The 17,757-nt window shown below is 57.8% G+C and carries 15 protein-coding genes; 9 read left to right on the top strand and 6 right to left on the bottom strand.

Annotation, left to right across the window (positions count from 1 at the left end; all coding sequences use genetic code 11):
• Positions 1-190: 190 nt before the first annotated feature.
• Entirely contained in the window at positions 191-1,567 is a 1,377-nt protein-coding gene (locus tag HU730_RS02340; RefSeq protein ID WP_186526858.1) for a VOC family protein, read from the top strand.
• 771 nt (positions 1,568-2,338) lie between these two features.
• Here the strand turns inward: HU730_RS02340 and HU730_RS02335 are convergent.
• Complete coding sequence (locus HU730_RS02335; RefSeq protein ID WP_034125758.1) at positions 2,339-2,563, bottom strand: DUF465 domain-containing protein; 225 nt, start codon at positions 2,561-2,563, stop codon at positions 2,339-2,341.
• A 175-nt stretch (positions 2,564-2,738) separates the two neighbouring features.
• On the opposite strand from HU730_RS02335, the gene tkt reads away from it, so the two are divergent.
• The gene (gene tkt / locus HU730_RS02330; RefSeq protein ID WP_186526859.1) at positions 2,739-4,793 is read left to right on the top strand and encodes a transketolase; all 2,055 of its coding nucleotides are present in this window, start codon (positions 2,739-2,741) and stop codon (positions 4,791-4,793) included.
• Positions 4,794-4,823: 30 nt separating this feature from the next.
• On the opposite strand, the gene HU730_RS02325 is transcribed toward tkt, so the two are convergent.
• Entirely contained in the window at positions 4,824-5,735 is a 912-nt protein-coding gene (locus HU730_RS02325; protein WP_034125760.1) for a LysR family transcriptional regulator, read from the bottom strand.
• 250 nt (positions 5,736-5,985) lie between these two features.
• Between HU730_RS02325 and HU730_RS02320 the strand changes: the two genes are divergently transcribed.
• On the top strand, positions 5,986-7,401 hold the full coding sequence (locus tag HU730_RS02320; RefSeq protein WP_186526860.1) for a cytosine permease: 1,416 nt from the start codon (positions 5,986-5,988) through the stop codon (positions 7,399-7,401).
• A gap of 113 nt (positions 7,402-7,514) precedes the next feature.
• Here the strand turns inward: HU730_RS02320 and HU730_RS02315 are convergent, their stop codons facing one another.
• On the bottom strand, positions 7,515-8,501 hold the full coding sequence (locus HU730_RS02315) for a hypothetical protein (RefSeq protein ID WP_186526861.1): 987 nt from the start codon (positions 8,499-8,501) through the stop codon (positions 7,515-7,517).
• A complete protein-coding gene (locus HU730_RS02310) occupies positions 8,498-10,024 on the bottom strand; it encodes a DUF3696 domain-containing protein (protein ID WP_186526862.1) in 1,527 nt (508 codons plus the stop codon). The genes HU730_RS02315 and HU730_RS02310 overlap by 4 nt, the downstream gene beginning before the upstream one ends.
• A 401-nt stretch (positions 10,025-10,425) precedes the next feature.
• Between HU730_RS02310 and HU730_RS02305 the strand changes: the two genes are divergently transcribed.
• The 3 genes from HU730_RS02305 to HU730_RS02295 all read left to right on the top strand — a co-directional run bounded on the left by HU730_RS02305 (position 10,426) and on the right by HU730_RS02295 (position 12,801).
• On the top strand, positions 10,426-10,719 hold the full coding sequence (locus HU730_RS02305) for a fructose-bisphosphate aldolase (protein WP_186526863.1): 294 nt from the start codon (positions 10,426-10,428) through the stop codon (positions 10,717-10,719).
• Between the two features lie 697 nt (positions 10,720-11,416).
• Positions 11,417-11,926 carry a GNAT family N-acetyltransferase gene (locus tag HU730_RS02300; RefSeq protein WP_060765081.1) on the top strand — a complete coding sequence of 170 codons (510 nt, stop codon included), beginning with the start codon at positions 11,417-11,419 and terminating at the stop codon, positions 11,924-11,926.
• Positions 11,927-12,234: 308 nt separating this feature from the next.
• Entirely contained in the window at positions 12,235-12,801 is a 567-nt protein-coding gene (locus HU730_RS02295) for a hypothetical protein (RefSeq protein ID WP_186526864.1), read from the top strand.
• A gap of 145 nt (positions 12,802-12,946) precedes the next feature.
• Here the strand turns inward: HU730_RS02295 and HU730_RS02290 are convergent, their stop codons facing one another.
• Positions 12,947-14,140, bottom strand: a complete 1,194-nt coding sequence (locus tag HU730_RS02290) for a YgcG family protein (protein WP_186526865.1) — start codon at positions 14,138-14,140, stop codon at positions 12,947-12,949.
• A 131-nt stretch (positions 14,141-14,271) separates the two neighbouring features.
• On the opposite strand from HU730_RS02290, the gene HU730_RS02285 reads away from it, so the two are divergent.
• Together HU730_RS02285 and HU730_RS02280 are read left to right on the top strand one after the other, a co-directional pair.
• On the top strand, positions 14,272-15,087 hold the full coding sequence (locus tag HU730_RS02285) for an alpha/beta hydrolase (RefSeq protein WP_034125766.1): 816 nt from the start codon (positions 14,272-14,274) through the stop codon (positions 15,085-15,087).
• Positions 15,077-16,213 (top strand): PAS domain-containing sensor histidine kinase, encoded by a 1,137-nt coding sequence (locus tag HU730_RS02280; protein WP_034125767.1) that lies wholly within the window; start codon positions 15,077-15,079, stop codon positions 16,211-16,213. Before HU730_RS02285 ends, HU730_RS02280 begins: the two co-directional genes overlap by 11 nt.
• Here HU730_RS02280 and dapF read toward each other — a convergent pair.
• On the bottom strand, positions 16,210-17,013 hold the full coding sequence (gene dapF, locus HU730_RS02275) for a diaminopimelate epimerase (protein WP_034125768.1): 804 nt from the start codon (positions 17,011-17,013) through the stop codon (positions 16,210-16,212). The two genes, HU730_RS02280 and dapF, sit on opposite strands and share 4 nt — an antisense overlap.
• Positions 17,014-17,173: 160 nt before the next feature.
• Between dapF and HU730_RS02270 the strand changes: the two genes are divergently transcribed.
• Entirely contained in the window at positions 17,174-17,671 is a 498-nt protein-coding gene (locus HU730_RS02270) for an AAA family ATPase (protein WP_034125769.1), read from the top strand.
• The last annotated feature ends 86 nt before the right edge of the window (positions 17,672-17,757 follow it).

The following is a 17,757-nucleotide window of genomic DNA, read 5'->3' as shown; positions in this document are numbered from 1 at the left end:
CCTTCACCTACACAGTGGAGCGCAGTGTAGAGCCCAATGACGCCCGCTTGCACATGAAGACTTGGACGCAGGGTCAACTCATTCATTTGCAGAATGAAGTCCAGAAGAATCTTCGTTTGCAAGGCGGCAGGCTGCTCAACAAAATCAGGCAAAGGCCACTTTCATCGCTCCAGTCATCAGGAATTTTTCTATGCACGCCACTGCACATGTCAGCCCTGACGAGATCCGCAAGGGCTTTTCCAAGGCCATGTCCGACATGTATCGAGATGAAGTTCCGTTATATGGCGCGTTGCTGGAGTTGGTGGCCGAGACCAATGCACATGTGCTCGACAGCGAACCGGGCCTGGCGCACCAGCTGCAGCGTACCGGCGAAATCCAGCGCCTGGGCATGGAACGCCACGGCGCCATCCGCCTGGGCACCGCTGCGGAACTGGCGACTATCAGCCGTTTGTTTGCGGTGATGGGCATGCAACCGGTGGGGTACTACGACCTCACCCCCGCTGGCGTACCTGTTCACTCCACCGCCTTTCGCGCCGTGCATGAACACGCGCTGCAAACCAGCCCGTTTCGCGTGTTCACTTCATTGCTGCGCCTGGAACTGATCGAAAACCCCGACCTGCGCGCCTTCGCCGAAAGCGCCCTGGCCAAGCGCTCGATCTTCACCGGCGAGGCCTTGGCATTGATCGACCAGGCAGAGACCCAAGGCGGCTTGAATGCCAGCGATGCCGAGGCCTTTATCCGCCAGGCCCTGGAGACGTTCCGCTGGCACCACACTGCCACGGTCACCGGCGCCCAATATCAGCAACTGAGCGACCAGCACCGCCTGATCGCCGACGTCGTCGCGTTCAAAGGCCCGCACATCAACCACCTGACCCCACGCACCCTGGACATCGATCAGGTGCAGGCGGCGATGCCCGGCAAAGGCATCACTCCCAAAGCCGTGATCGAAGGCCCACCTCGGCGCCAATGCCCGATCCTGCTGCGCCAGACCAGCTTCAAGGCCCTGGACGAACCCATCGCCTTCACCGATGCCCACGGCAGCCACAGCGCACGCTTCGGCGAAATCGAACAGCGCGGCGTCGCACTTACCCCTAAAGGCCGCGCCCTGTACGACCAACTGCTGAACGCCGCCCGCGACGAACTCGGCACATTCCCCAATGAAGCCAACGCCGAGCGCTATGTGCAGTTGATGGAACAGCACTTCCACGCCTTCCCCGATAACTACCCGCAGATGCGCGAGCAGGGCTTGGCGTATTTTCGCTACTTCGTCACCGATAAAGGCCTGACGGCACGCGGCCAGGCCGATCAGCCGCGCACATTGGAGGCGCTGGTCGGTGCCGGTCATGTGGTGGTGGAGCCGTTGGTGTATGAGGACTTTTTGCCGGTCAGTGCGGCGGGGATCTTCCAGTCAAACCTGGGGGATGGGGCGCAGAGTCACTACGCGGGCAACTCCAACCGAGATGCCTTCGAACAGGCGCTGGGGCGCAGGACGATTGATGAGCTGCAGTTGTATGAGCAGACGCAGCAGCGCTCTAGGGATATATGCGTTGAAACGCTGTTGAAATGACTGGATGCAAGACCGAACGCCAAGCGTCACCGCCTTAATGGTAACCACGATGCGAAGCGAGCCGCTTTTGATCTTGATCTGCTTTTGATCTTAAGCGCCCCATCAAACCACGCTGGCCGAAATTCGACAGGGATTTGGGGGGTAAACCGGCAGGGATGCCGGTTTAGCCGCCCCGCGCCATGGATGGCGCGTGGCGGCGGCCCCCCAAATCACTGGCGGATTACGGGCACACCGAGCCTAAGCGAGGTGCCGAGTGGTGGGGCAAGAGCCTTTTGCTTACTTTTGGGCTTTTCAAAAGTGAGCCGCTGTAAAAGCGGAACCCTAAGTGGCCGTTACCGCAGGAATGGATATACACCCGGTATACCTGCGTCGCCTGTCAGGCCGCCTTCGCGAGCAAGCCCGCTCCCACAGTTGGATCGCGGTGTGTCAGGTAGGTAAACGTCGGCTGGGAGGCCGCCATCGCAGGCAAGCCAGCTCCCACGGGCAGCATTTGCAGGCGACCGATTCGGCCCTGTGTTGCATGAATTCTGAGGATGCCCACCCGGCTCAAACAACGCAATCCTTGCGCCGCAACAAGCCCCAGAGCCGAGTGGACGGGGCGCATCATAAGGAGAGAAGCGGCACTTGTCCTCCAGACAATTCTGAACAAATGTGCACATTCCGTGTGTGTGGCGAGGGAGCTTGCTCCCGCTGGGGTGCGAAGCGCCCCCATTGGCGGCGGCTGCGCAGCCGAACGGGCGCAAGCTCCCTCGCCACAGGTTACGGGTTTGCTTAACCCAGCCGCTGCGCAATTTCGTCTTTGATCGACAGCCGCTTCTTCTTCAGGTTCTCCACCTCTTCATCGCTGGCACTGGCTTTTTCCGCTTTTAGCACCTTGGCGTCGGCGTCGTCGTATTGAGTGAGCAGTGAGTCCAACCGGTTGTCTTGCGCCCTGCGCTTGTGAACGTCTTCCTTGCTCAATCCCAAGTCCTGATACAGGTCGTGTTTCACTGGCATGGCGTACCTCCACAGATTGATCGATGGTCTACGCCCTTGAAGCTAGCCCATTCCAACAAGCCTTGTCATGTTTGAAGTCAACAACGACCCGTTCGTCGCGGCGCACGCGATGGGATCAAACCTTTGCCCCGCCCTGCCCTCCACTGTAGATCGCCACCCCAGGGAGAACGGTTTTATGAATCACGTTGCCACTGCTGCCGACACCCAATGCATCAATACCCTACGCACCCTGGCCATGGATGCCGTGCAGAAGGCCAATTCGGGTCACCCTGGCACGCCCATGGGCCTGGCGCCCGTGGGGTACACACTGTGGGGTCGCTTCCTGCGTTATCATCCCGAACATCCCGACTGGCCCAACCGTGACCGTTTTGTGTTGTCGGTGGGGCATGCCTCGATGTTGCTGTATTCGCTATTGCACCTGGCCGGCGTGGTAGAGATCGACGCCCACGGCAAGCGCTCCGGCCAACCGGCCGTCAGCCTCGAGGATATCAAGCAGTTCCGGCAGATGGGCTCCAAGACCCCTGGCCACCCTGAGTACCGCATGACCACAGGCGTAGAAACCACCACCGGCCCGTTGGGCCAGGGCTGCGCCAACAGCGTGGGCATGGCCATGGCCGAGCGTTGGCTGGCTCAGCGCTTCAACCGCGACGGCCAGGTGCTGTTTGACTACGACGTCTACACCCTGTGCGGTGACGGCGACATGATGGAAGGCATCAGCAGCGAAGCCGCGTCCCTGGCCGGGCACTTGAAGCTCGATAACCTGTGCTGGATCTATGACAACAACACCATCAGCATCGAGGGCCACACTGAGCTGGCGTTCAGTGAAGACGTGATCCAACGCTTCCAGGCGTATGGCTGGCACACCGTGCATGTCACCGACGCCAATGACTTGCAGGCCTTGAGCGTGGCGCTGGAAACCTTCAAGGCCAACACCAGCGCGCCCACCTTGATCGTCGTGGACAGCGTGATCGGCTACGGCTCACCGCACAAACACAATACCGCTGCTGCCCATGGCGAGCCGTTGGGGGACGATGAAATTCGCCTGACCAAGGCCGCCTATGGCTGGCCGCAGGATTCGAGCTTCCTGGTGCCGCAAGAGGCTCGCACAGTGTTGCGCGATGCCCTTTACGAACGTGCCGAGCCGTTGTACGCCGAATGGAACCAGACCCTGGCCTCCCTCGAGCCGCAACGGGCCGATGAACTGCAACGCATGCGCGCCGGGGAAATGCCCGAGCAATGGCAAGCGCACCTGCAAGACTTTGCCGCCGATGCCAACGGCGTCGCCAGCCGTGCCTCAGGCGGCGAAGTGTTGAATGCCTTCGCCCAACAGATCCCCTGGCTGCTGGGCGGCTCGGCGGATTTGTCGCCCTCGACCAAGACCAACCTCACCTTCGACGACGCCGGGCGTTTCAGCGCGGATGATTACAGCGGGCGCAACCTGCACTTCGGTATCCGCGAACACGCCATGGGCGCAATCGCCAACGGCATGGCGCTGTCCTACCTGCGCCCGTATACCTCGACCTTCCTGGTATTCAGCGATTACATGAAACCGCCGATCCGCCTGGCGGCGATCATGGAATTACCCGTGATCTTCGTGTTTACCCATGACTCCATCGGCGTCGGCGAGGATGGACCGACACATCAGCCTATCGAACACCTCACCCAACTGCGGGCCACGCCGGGGCTGTTGACCTTGCGCCCGGGCGATGCCAATGAAACGCTGGAATTGTGGAAAGTCGCCTTGGCCCAGACTCATCGGCCCAGCTGTGTCGTGCTGTCACGCCAGCCGCTGCCCACCCTGGATCGCACCCAGTACGCGGCGGCCTGCGGTGCGGCCAAAGGTGCCTACGTGCTGGCCAGCGCGCAAGAGCCTGAGGTCATCCTGATAGGAACAGGCAGCGAAGTCAGCCTGGCGGTCGCCGCCTATGAGCAGCTCAAAGGTGAAGGCATTGCCGCCAGCGTGGTATCGATGCCCAGTTGGGAGCTGTTTGAAGACCAGGATCAAGCCTACCGCGACAGTGTGCTGCCGCCCGCGGTGAAAGCTCGCGTAGTGGTGGAACAGGCCGGTCCCTTGGGCTGGGACCGCTATGTCGGGCAGACCGGCGCCAAGGTGGTGATGAACAGCTTTGGCGCCTCGGCACCGCTGGCAAAGTTGCAGGAGAAGTTCGGCTTTACCCTGGACAATGTGGTGAAGCTGGCCAAGCAACAGCGCCAGTTGGCTGAAAACTGACCCGCATAAGCGCGCGGGGCTGGTTCGCAGTCACGCCAGTAACCGCGCAAGTTCTTCACGGCAATAGTCGACAAACAATTGCACCGGCTTGGTCAGCGGTGCACGACGCAACCACACGGCCGACAGCCCGGACCCCGTGACCGTTTCAGCCAAGGGAATGCACACCACCTTCTGCCCATCATAGGTGTACTCGCTGAAGGGTTTGGTCACCAGGATCGAGAACCCGAACCCGCGCCCCACCATGCCCCGCACCATTTCGATGGAGGGCGAGCTGAATACGATATTCGGGGTCAGCCCGCGCTCTTCGAAGATGCTCACGAAGTAGGTACGGCTGGGCAACACGTCCAGCAAAATCATTGGCTCCAGCACCAGGTCGGCCAGGGACACCCTGGCCTGCTGGGCGAAGCGGTGATCGGCCGGCAGCAACGCATAGGGCTGTTGAGGCGGCATCAATGGCGTGGTCTCGATAGTGCCGCCCAGGTCGTGCTCAAACAACATCGCCACGTCGATACTGCCTGCGGTCAGCGCCTGCACCAATTCCTGCTGCTCGCCATCGCGGATGCGGATCTCCACCCCTGGCCAGCGTGCCTTGAAGCCGGCGATCAAGCGTGGCAGGTACAACGGCGCCACGGTTTCAAAGCAGCCGATGTCGATCTGCCCGGCCACCACGTCATTATCCGCCAGGGCGTTCTGCTCGAACTCATGGGCCACCCGCAACAGCTCCAACGCCTTGCGATAAAAGCGCGCGCCACTGGGCGTAAGGGAAACGCCCTGGGCGTGGTGGCGGATAAACAGCTGCACGCCAAAGCTGTCTTCCAGCTGTTTGATCGCCGTGGACACCGACGGCTGGGCGATATACAGCTTGCGCGACGCCTCGGCGACGCTGCCGCATTCGGCCGTGGTCACAAAATATCTGAGCTGGCGCAGGTTGTAGGCAGCCATCGGCACCTCCATAAACGTGGGTTTTCGCCCCAAACAGGTGCGCAGATACACCGGTTTTTCAAGCCATTGAAGCCCATGCAACATACCGGAGCATAAAACCACGTGAGATATTTTTTTTAAGGTCTATAGCAACAAACTTACTAATTTACCTGCCTGCGCCCATTACAGATGATCACTCCAACAACAAAGCGCCGCCCGTGCAGCGCATAGCGAAGTACGTCCACGTACTCACCTTGCCTTGGAGCTCGTCATGGTTACCACTGCAACATCCTCCGCCCCGCTCATCGAAAAACACACGATTGGATACGTGCCCCCGGAAGATCGCCATGGAAAGGTAAGAGACCTGTTCACCCTGTGGTTCGGCGGCAACATCGCGCCGTTGCCTATCGTCACTGGCGCACTGGGTGTGCAACTGTTCCACCTCAACCTGGTGTGGGGCATTGTCGCCATTCTTGTCGGCCATTTGGTCGGCGGTGTGTTGATGGCATTGCACTCGGCCCAGGGTCCGCAGATGGGCATCCCGCAGATGATCCAGAGCCGTGCGCAGTTCGGCTCCCTCGGCGCGTTGCTGGTGGTGGTGATTGCCGGGGTGATGTACATCGGCTTCTTCGCCTCCAACATTGTGCTGGCCGGTAAATCCCTGCACGGCGTGGTGGACGTCGTACCTGTACCAGTGGGCATCGTTATCGGCGCCATTGGTTCCGGGATCATCGGCATCATCGGCTATCGCTTCATCCACGTACTCAATCGCATCGGCACCTGGGTGCTGGGCGCCGGCATCGTGCTGGGCTTTGGCTACATCTTCACCCATGTACAGACCACGGATTTCCTCACCCGTGGCAGCTTCAATATATCCGGCTGGCTGGCCACCGTTTCCCTGGCCGCGCTGTGGCAGATCGCCTTTGCGCCCTACGTGTCGGACTATTCCCGCTACCTGCCAGCCGACGTGCCGGTAGCCGCCACCTTCTGGACCACCTACCTGGGCTCGGCGCTGGGGTCGAGCCTGGCGTTCATCTTCGGCGCCATGGCAGTGCTCGCCACGCCGGTAGGCATGGACACCATGGACGCCGTCAAACTCGCCACCGGCGCCATCGGCCCGCTGATGCTGGTGCTGTTCCTGCTCAGCGTGATCAGCCACAACGCCCTCAACCTGTACGGCGCGGTGCTGTCGATCATCACCCTGATACAGACCTTCGCCTACCGCTGGATCCCGACCGCGAAAAGCCGTGCGGTGATTTCCATCATCGTGCTGGCCGCCTGTTCGATTGCGGCGGTATTTGCCTCCCAAGACTTCATCGGCCACTTCGTCGACATGGTGCTGGTGCTGCTCGTGGTGCTGGTGCCCTGGACGGCGATCAACCTGATCGACTTCTACGCCATTCATAAAGGCCAATACGACATCGCCTCGATCTTCCGCGTGGATGGCGGCATCTACGGCAAGTACAACCCGCAAGCGCTGCTGGCCTATGCGGTGGGGATCGCGGTGCAGATTCCGTTCATGAACACGCCGCTGTACGTCGGGCCGATTTCGCAGCACATCAACGGCGCGGACTTGTCGTGGGTGGTGGGGCTGGCGGTGACCTCGCCGTTGTACTTCTGGTTGGCGAGTCGGGACAGTGCGTATAAGCGCCGGATGGACAGTGGGAAGTTGGTGGGAGGGGTGTGAATTCATGGCTAGTTGAATAATAGGCCATACCAACACCCTTAACAGATATCACAAGAGGTTCGGAACCTGCGGACCTCTTGTCTGAGCCTGAAAAGTGCCCAATAGAATTAGAATTAGTCAGTTTCGGACCATAACTTATAAAAAGATTTCCCGGCCGACACTTCTCTTGCAGCCAACTCACCTTGTCTATCGAGTTTTGCGAGGAAGGTACTTCTGGGCAATGGCGTCCCACCTAGAACTCTCATACCGTTGCCCACTTGGCAGACGTGCCGATCAAAGCCTATAAATCGATCATGTGATTCTTTTCTAAAAAAATCTTCAGTTGAAGATATCAAAGTCAGACTCTCAAGCGCCGACGCAATCTTGGCGTTACTCATTCTCAATTTTTGAAACACACTACTTACCGCACAATGAAAATCACTGTTCCGCTCCCCACCGTGCGAAATAATTTTCACATTAAATTTTTTACCTATTAGGGAAAGATATGTAAAAAAATTACTTAGCCCAGGATCAACTTTTCCAACCTGCGCCGCCCGCCATATAGAATCAAAAAAATACCTGTCAATTATAGTTATCTTTTTTGAGAACCGAGCTAACGATGCGAACCTCGTTTGCCAAACGTTATCAGCCGTATCGTTCTCCAGTATATCCGAGTGAGACAAATGAAAAGAATTTTCAATATGCCAAGACTCACTACAAACCCCAGCACCTAACATTTCAAAACCTGTTTGAGCACAAATCCTTTTACTAGTCTCATCACCTGAAAGAACATACCCGACACTTTCATCCGTGAATGCTGTCTTAAACACCGAATTCAACTCACATAACTCTTCGAAGCTTTGATATTCACTAAACCCCCACCACCCTCTATCCACCTCACCCCTTTTCCCATATAGGAAAGCATCAACCCAACGCTGCCTGAACTTTACAGGCAAGCTATCTATCAAGGATAAAAATTCTCCCCCGCCATCTTTTGGCAAAATCAAAACACCAAAATCGATCCACGACTTTGTCAAATAGTCATGAACCACACTTACAGATTCGTCATTCAGTATGGAGGAGGAAAAAAAATCTTTATCAAGAGAAAATTCAGAGATCATTTCCTTCCTCCCATTTTCTCTCTCAGTCGTTCTTCAAAGAAACCTTCTGGCCATGCATCGATAAAATCACCATCGCTGTCAAGTCTTATAGGGATAATTTCACCACCGGTCGCAGTCGGTTCAACGTAGTAAATGGCGACGGTTTCCTTGGGGATTTCACTCCTAGAAATCATCGCCTGCAACCTCAACAATAACGATTCGCTATGTGTTTCAATGATCCATTGATTATTATCACAGGTACTTACAAAGAAATTTGCTAAATGAGCCTGCAAACGTGGATGCAGGTGAATTTCAGGTTGCTCAACACATATAACACTATCATCCCTTACAAGACCTTCAACAATGATGGGAAGCATCTGCCCTATGCCAAAGCCCACATCCGACGGCCCAACAACAACGCCTGTCCTTTTATCTTGTAACTGAAGGCAAATGACGGGACCCGAGATATCATCTCCAATACCCGCAGAAGATAAAATATAGGGAACTTCAAATAGAGAAAACCAGCTATTAATATCCGCAGTAATTTCGGGGCGCTCATAGATAAAACGAGCAACATTTTCTCCTTGCTTACCTACAGACTCATTCTGATCGGTCTTCGGGGAATAAATACGACTAGGATGAACCCTCAACGGCCCTAGGTATGAAATCGAACCAAACTTATCTTTCAAGTCCCTTGCCAGCCCACCAACTGTAAAATTTAAGTATGCAAAGCCGTCTCGATCTTGAGTAGGGTTAAGCTTAGAATCCAATGTAACCATAGAAGGTGTCGAGTAGTTTAGATCACTTCTAAAGCTTATATAATCAAGAACCTTAGCAACCTCTGCCTCCTTATTGGTAAATCTAGGCCTTCCGGTTAAGTATTCACTTGCAGCCGTAAATGCCTCTCTCCCAGAAAAGGAAAACGTTTTCGCAGCCGCAATTTTCATTGACGGGGCTTTTTTCTTGAAGTCATCTAAGTTTTTTGCCGCCTTAACTCTATCTTTTTCGTTCGAATCATCCGCCTTCGCCTGAAGTACCGCCAAGTCAGATTTCATACCTTTAACAATCTGTGGCAAAATCGAATTAACACCGGTATAAAACAAAACAGCTCTATCATCAGAATTACTAACTGTGACCGACATCGAGTTTAAGTATGAAAAACCTTTATGCTCTTTCTCCCCATCGATATATTTATAAACTAATTCGTACTCTCTCCTCCTGGTAGTACCGAAAACGTCAAATTCCATCCCAGCAAAAGCTTGCTTTTTTCTAGGCAAGTAAGAAAACTTAAATGAAATAGGCCGTTCAGGATCGTGACCATGCACCATCGAAGAAAAGTCACCTAGATCAACATATTCTCCATTTGAAACTAAACCTCCTTGTACATTTGGCCGAGTTAGTGACTGCTTGAGTAACATAAGGGAATGTATTATTGAGCTTTTCCCAGAAGAATTCGGACCATAAATCAAGGTGATTGGGGCGAGTTTGATTTTTTGCCAATCTGAAAAAGCTTTAAAATTCTTAATCGATAACGTTTCTAGCATAAATCGTCCCTGACATTAAAAATGTCGATAATGGCACATCGCCTTAAGCTTTAAAAGCTAATCCGTGCTGATAAATGTCCACGTTCCGCCTTCGTCGGATGGGGAAGCTCGAAACGTTACGCCACTATTGCAGCCGCCTACAGCACACCTTATAGTTTTGCCTCGCTGGAAAAAGTCAGCGATAGGGTTTCGCAGCCCTACAACGATTAACACCGACACCGTCAGACATGTCCCAGCCGGCACCGGCTGCCGAATGTTTTATGGCGGTTGTGCGTGGGAGACCTTCAGGTCTGCCGGGTTTTGGTGTAAATCGTCCGGTCTGCGAACCCGCGCACAGCTGCCACCCAATCTGTTTCGCAGCAGAACCGGTGGTAATTCTTCTTAATTTGAGGATTTACACCATGACATTTCAACACCCGCCCCGCCGCTTCACCTCCATGTCGCAAACCGCAACCGACTATCCGGTGCTGCTGATCGACAGCGACGCGCCGCTCAGCGAGTTGCACGCCTGCGCCAGCGAACGGCTCAACGCCGCACTCGCCTACCTGCACTTGATGGCCTGCTCCAACGTATCGGACTATGCCGAGCACGATATCAACACCGTCGCCAATACCGCCCGGATCATGGTCCAGGATGTGGCGGATGTGTTTACGGTGATTGAAAAGCGCGGCCTTGATTCGCCTGCTGTGGCTTGATGTGCTGTAAGTTGTAAGAAAACCCGCCTCGGCGGGTTTTCTGGTTTTTGCGAAGCTCAACCCTACCCCAATGCCAGCCGGCTAAGCGGCATCGCCTTCTGTAAGAGCGAGCTTGTTCGCTCTTAGCCGGGCCGTAACCACGATGCAAAGCGAGCCGCTCTTGATCTTGCTCTTGATCTGCTTTTGATCTTAAGCGCCCCGTTAAACCACGCTGGCCGGAATTCGACAGGGATTTGGGGGGTAAACCGGCAGGGATGCCGGTTTAGCCGCCCCGCGCCATGGATGGCGCGTGGCGGCGCCCCCCCAAATCACTGGCGAATTACGGGCACACCGAGCCCAGGCGAGGTGCCGAGTGGTGGGGCAAGAGCGTTTTGCTTACTTTTGCGCTTTTCAAAAGTGAGCCGCCGTCAGGCGGAACCCTAGGTGGCCGTTACCGCAGGAATGGATATGTACTCGGTATAACAGCGTCGGCTACCAGGCCGCCTTCGCAGGCAAGCCAGCTCCCACATTTGGATTGCGTAGGGTCAGGTAGATAGATGTCGGCCTTCAGGCCGTCATCGCAGGCAAGCCCCACAGTTTGATTGCGTGGCACCAAAGTTGAACCTCACGCGTCCCACTTCAGGGCCGACCTCGCAGTGCCAACGGTGCAACGTTTCTCTATGATGTAGCCTTTCATTGAACATCCCTGGAACCCTCCATGCCCACTCTCACCCTGCGCAACGCCCTGCCCACCGACGCCGCACGCTGCTTTCACATTGAAACCACCGCTTACGAAGGCGACGAAGCCGCAACGCTTGAAAAGATCGCCACGCGCATCGCGCAGTATCCCGAGGGATTTCTGATACTGGAGGAAGATGGCGCAGTGGTGGGGTTCATCAACTCGGGCTGTGCCCATGAGGTGGTAATGTCGGACGAGGCTTTCAAGGAGTTGGTGGGCCATGACGCCGAGGCGCCGAATGTGGTGATCATGTCGGTGGTGGTCGACCCGGCCCATCAAGGCAAGGGCTATGCGAAAAGACTGATGACCGCGTTCGTGCAGCGCATGGGAACACTGGGCAAGCAGACGATTCATCTAATGTGCAAGCAACAGCATGTGCCGTTGTACACCCGCATGGGCTATACCTACGTGCGCCCTTCGCCGTCGGATCACGGTGGGATGGCGTGGCATGAAATGGTGATGGCGTTGAAAGCCACACCGTCGCAGTAGTGATTGTGTGTTGCAAGGCATGAAGCTGCCGAAAAGCCGTGCAGGGAACGAATGCTTTTCAACAGGTAAAAATCCTGGATTTGTCTGTGCTGTCTGACGTCAAGCCTGACGCTGCAAAGCGTTATCTCAGATTGTGCCTACAGCAACTTCTCCCGCTGTATGAGCTAACCACACAGGGGTTTCACACGCTTACATTCACGCGAAACAGGCCACATTGAGTGAAGGTTCCGGGCGCTGTAGCCTGCGAAACACCCCGCCAGGACCCTGCCCCGGCGGGGCATCTTCCTGGCTATCACAGAGGTGCAATCGTGTCTTCAATCAGTGGCTTCACCCCATCCATCCCGACCCATCAACCTGTTGACGCAAGCAAGATCGATAACGATAAACCCAGGTACAACCCCTTGGAAGAAAACAGGGTTGGCGATGATGCAGAAGTGTCCGACGGCAAGTGCGGCTGGAAGAGCGTCGGCGACGAATATCGGGCCTACGCCAATCGCAATCGGTTTGACCGCCTCTTCCTGCCTTCGGACAAAAAAGCCATCCACGACGCGCAGGTCCACCCTCTTCCCCATCGGTTTGATCACCACTTCGTGCCTTCGGACAAAAAGGTCATCAACAACGCGCAGTTCCACCCTCTTCCCCATCGGTTTGATCAGATCTTCCTGCCTTCTGACAAAAAGGTCATCGACGACGCGCAGATCCACCCTCTTCCCCGTCGGTTTGATCACCTCTGCCTGCCTTCGGACAAAAAGGTCATCGACGACGCGCAGATCCCCCCTCTTCCCCATCGGTTTGATCACGGTTACCTGCCTGCGGACCAAAAGGTCATCGACGACGCTCCGAGCGTCGCCAATCGCGCCCCCATAGATTCCTAAATCAAATCCGACGGCAAGGGCGGTTGGGTCAAGGCGTAACAGTGCGACCGACTGTTTGCTATCCAAGCCGTTGCGCCTCCCCATGGTATTGCCAAACACGCGCTTGCCATGGGTGGGTGCGAAAGCGTGGGCATCCGCCAGCGAGTCACCAACTGCCGGAAGCCCCACCACCGCCACTGGAACCACCACCACCGGACGAGCTGCTGCTAGAACTGCTGGAACTTGAACCGGAGCCACCGCCCGAGCCAGATCCAGCCCCCTCGCCAACCTTGCCAAAGATAATCAGCGCGACAAACGATGCGATAGGAAACGCCAGCAGCCAGCCGTCGCGGCCGCCATCAATCACCCATCCTGCCACCACGTACACCACTACCGCCGCCAGCAGCCGCACAATAAAACCGGCGCGGCTGGTGCGCCATGTCTCTCTCATGATCAGCGGCAGTACCAGGTACAACCCCAGCACCACCAAGACGCCCAATGGCCACAGCAGCCAATGGATGAAACTGACATCCACGTACTGGTTTGCCATAACCAACCCGAGGCTGTAAGCCAGCAGCCCGATCACACAGTAAAACAGCGTACGCACCTGCCACAGCGCGCCGAATATCGCGCCGCCTATCAACAGCGTCAGCGGCATGACAAACAGGAACATCGGCCACTCCAAACCGCCCGCCAGCAGCGTCAACAACAGCGTGGCCGCCACGGCGGCGATCAACGCCTTGCGCCAATGCAGCTTGCCGGCTGCAATCGCTACGCCGCCCAAGCCGCCCAGGATAAGCGCCGCCAACAATGCCATGAATTGGGGGTTGATCCCGGCTCCCGCCAGTTGCGGCAGGTCACCGCCGTCCACCAGCACGGTCAGGGCGTCCACCCCCTGTTGCACACCGCCGGCAAAATCGCCCTGGCGAAACGCCGGGGTGATCTGTTCTTCAATAATACGATGGGCCAGCAGGTCGGTGACGATGCCTTCCAGGCCGTAGCCCACCTCGATACGTACCTTGCGGTCGTCCTTGGCCACCACCAGCAGGATGCCGTCGTTGACGTCCTTGCGTCCCAGTTTCCAGGCACGAAACAGCTGGTTGGCGTAGCCTTCGATATCGGCGCTGCCGGTGGTTGGCACCAGCAATACCGCCACTTGCGCGCCTTTGCGTTGTTCAAGGTCAGCCAGTTGTTGCTTGAGGCGCTGGGCGGTGCCCGAGTCGAGGGTGTTTGTCAGGTCAATGACCCGCTGATCAAGAGCTACCCCAATCGGCGAGGTGTCCGCATGAGCGGTGATCAACAGGCTGGAAAATACCAGGGCCAGTAGGCTGAACACCGATTGCCGCACAAGCACGATCATGTATGGTTACCTGAAGTCTCTCCCTGAAGGCGCCGACTTTACCTTATCTGCGTGCAAACGCGTGACCCAGGGCCTGCGACTATCTAAACTGCCGATAAGCTGCATAGCAATAAGCCATCTACGGGACGCCCATGGACCTAAGTCACCGCAACAATGTACATGTGATGGGCAACGGTCCCTCGACCCTGGTGTTTTCCCACGGTTTTGGTTGCAACCAGGCCATGTGGAATGCCTTGGCACCGCATTTTGTCGAGCGCTTTCGCGTCGTGCTGTATGACCTGGTCGGCGCCGGCCTGTCGGACTTGAGTGCGTTCGACAAAGCCAAATACAGCCGCCTGGATGGCTATGCCCATGACCTGAACGAGATTATCGACGCCTACGCCCAAGGCCCGGTGATTCTGGTGGGCCACTCGGTCAGCGCGATGATCGGCACCCTCGCGGACCGTTTCATCCCGCAGCGCATTGCCGCGCACGTGATGATTGGCCCATCGCCGCGCTATATCGATACCGAGGAATATGTCGGCGGTTTCAAGCGCGACGACATCGACGACCTGCTCGACACCCTCGACAGCAACTACCTCGGCTGGTCCAGCGCCATGGCCCCGGTGATCATGGGCGCCCCGACGCAGCCGCACCTGAGCGAGGTGCTCACCGACAGCTTCTGTCGCACCGAGCCGGACATCGCCAAGCAGTTCGCCCGCGTGACCTTCCTGTCGGATAACCGCCAGGATGTGTTCGGCCTGACCACCCCGGTGCTGATCCTGCAATCGACCGACGACCTGATCGCCCCCGTGGCCGTGGGTGAATACCTGCACACCGTATTACCTAACAGCACTTATTGCCTGGTCGAGAATGTCGGCCATTGCCCGCATATGAGCGCCCCCCAGGCGTGTGCCGCGGCGATGGACCGGTTCCTGGCCCCTTGGGCGGCTGCCGATGCCCGTTGACCCGCTGTTTGACAGCGCGGCCTGTGCCCTGGCGGTGACCCAGGAAGATGGCACGATCCTGCACGTCAACCCACGCTTGTGCGATTGGCTGGGCTTCACGGCGGCCCAACTGCTGGGCCGGCGTTTCCAGGACCTGCTGGCCATGGGCGGGCGGATTTTCTACCAGACGCACCTGGCGCCAATGCTGCGCATGCACGGCAGCGTCACCGAGGTGAAGCTCGACATCCGCCATTGCAACGGGCACAAAGTCACGGTCTTGCTCAATGCCAACCAGCGCCAGCAGCCGGACGGCGTGGTGTATGACCTGGCGCTGTTCGGCACCACCGACCGTGACAAGTACGAGCGCGAACTGCTCAATGCGCGCAAGCAGGCCGAAGCCCTGCTGCAGGAAAAAACCGCCACGGAACTGGCCCTGCAACAGGCCCAGGCCGAGCTGAGCGAGGCCTATGCCATTGCCCAGCGCCGGGCGTTGTTTGCCGAACAGATGGTGGCGATTGTCAGCCACGACCTGAAAAACCCTCTGACTGCGATCCGCATGGCCGCCGACTTTCTCCAGCGCGGCGAGCGCACGGCCAAGGAGCGCCAGCTACTGGGGCACATCGGCCAGTCTTCCGAACGCGCCCATCGCATGATCGCCGACCTGCTGGACTTCACCCAGGCCCGGGTCGGCCAGGGCATTACCATCAAGCCGCAACCGCTGGACCTGCATGGCGTTATTCATCGCAGCGTCGACGAACTGCGGGTGGCCTTCCCCAAGGCCACGCTGGTGCATCACGCCGAGGGCCAGGGCGACGCCTGCCTGGACGCCGACCGTGTGCAACAGATGATCGGTAACCTGGTGGCCAACAGCGTGGCCTATGGCGACTTGCTGCAGCCGATTACCATCACCTCACGCCTGGGCGACAACACCTGCGCGGTTGCGGTGCACAACCACGGCCCGGCGATTCCGCAAACCCTGCTGGCCGGGTTGTTCGAACCCATGACCCGCGGCACCGACCAAGGCAGCGACGTGCGTAGCGTAGGCCTGGGCCTGTATATCGTGCGCGAACTGGCCAAAGTACATGGCGGCGACGTGGCGGTGAGTTCCTGTGCGAGTGCCGGCACCACGTTTACCGTGAAGTTCTAGTCCAGGTACGCGGTGCCCTGCATGATCGGCTCGACACGGCCGGTCAATATCACGCCGCCCTGCCCGTCCCATTGCACCGTGACCGCGCCACCGTCGCACTGGACTTCCACACGCTCATCGAGCAGCCCTCGCCGGATGCCGTTGACGACCGCCCCGCAACAGCATGAACCGGACCCCAGCGGCACACCGCCGCCACGCTCCCAGATACGCAGGCGGATATGGCCGCGGTCCAGCACTTGCACGAAATGCACATTGGTCCTCGCCGGAAACAGCGGGTGAACTTCCAGGGTCGAGCCTATGGCCTCAATATCGAGCGCAGTCACATCCTCTACAAAAAACGTGCAATGCGGGTTGCCCATGCTGCACGCTGCCGGCTGGCCGTCGATAGGCAACACGCAGGTGTCCATCGCCTTGGCCAAGGGTACCGACGCCCAGCCCAGCGAGGGTGCGCCCATGTCCACCGACACCCGCTGCCCATCAGCACGTGTGCATGTCAGCAAACCGCGGTCGCTAAGCAGCACAATGGCCTCGGCACCTGCCTCATGCATCAGGCGGTCGGCCACGCCACGAGTCGCGCTGCCGCAGGTTTGCAGGCGTGTTCCGTCGGGGTTCCAGAACTGAACGCGCGCGGCGGCCTGCTCACAGTCGAGCACCACCGCCAGTTGATTGAAACCGATGCCGGTGCGGCGGTTACCCAGATGGCGGGCAATCTGCGCATTAATGGGGTTATCCTCGCCACGGCGGTCGATGATAATGAAGTCGTCGCCGTGGGCGTGCATCTTCACGAACGGCAGGGTCATGGGCGCTCCTGTGGGTGAAATGAATCACGCGGTTCTAATACCACTGTTGGAGCGAGCTTGCTCGCGAAAAACTCACAGGCACCGCGTTTATTCAGGCAGTACGCGTTTTGTTGGCGTTCTTCGCGAGCAAGCTCGCTCCTACATATGGGGTTGATGGGTCATGCTTATTGTATTCAGCGGCTTGCCTGGCAGTGGCAAGACCACGATTGCCAGGGAGCTGGCGCGACAGTTGGGCGCGGTTTACCTGCGTATTGATGTGATTGAGCAGGCGCTGCGGGAGGCTGCGGTGTTGGCGGGCGATGTGGGGGCCAGTGGCTACGGTGTGGCGAATGCGCTGGCGCTGAGTAACCTGCGCCTGGGACAGCGGGTAATCGCCGATTGTGTGAACCCGGTGAAGGAAAGCCGCGATGCCTGGCAAGCGGTGGCGACAGCGGCCGGCGTGGCACTGATCAATATCGAGGTAGTGTGTACCGATCAGCAGGCGCATCGGCGCCGAGTCGAAGGGCGTGTGGGCGATATTCCGGGGCTGGTGCCACCGACCTGGGAATCGGTACAGGTGCATGAGTATGAACGCTGGGAGGTACCACCGTTCAGGCTGGATACGGCGCAGATGACGCCGGCAGAGGCTGTCGCGGCAGCCTTGCTCCATATAGGCTAAACCCCACCTGTGGCGAGGGAGCTTGCTCCCGCTGGGGCGCGAAGCGGCCCCGCTCTTTGTGGGACTGCTACGCAGTCCAGCGGGAG

This window comes from Pseudomonas sp. SWRI22, assembly GCF_014268395.2.
GTDB classification, from domain to species: Bacteria; Pseudomonadota; Gammaproteobacteria; order Pseudomonadales; family Pseudomonadaceae; genus Aquipseudomonas; species Aquipseudomonas paracarnis.
The sequence above is the reverse complement of the archived record's forward strand: the minus strand, read 5'-3'. Positions and strand labels throughout refer to the sequence as shown.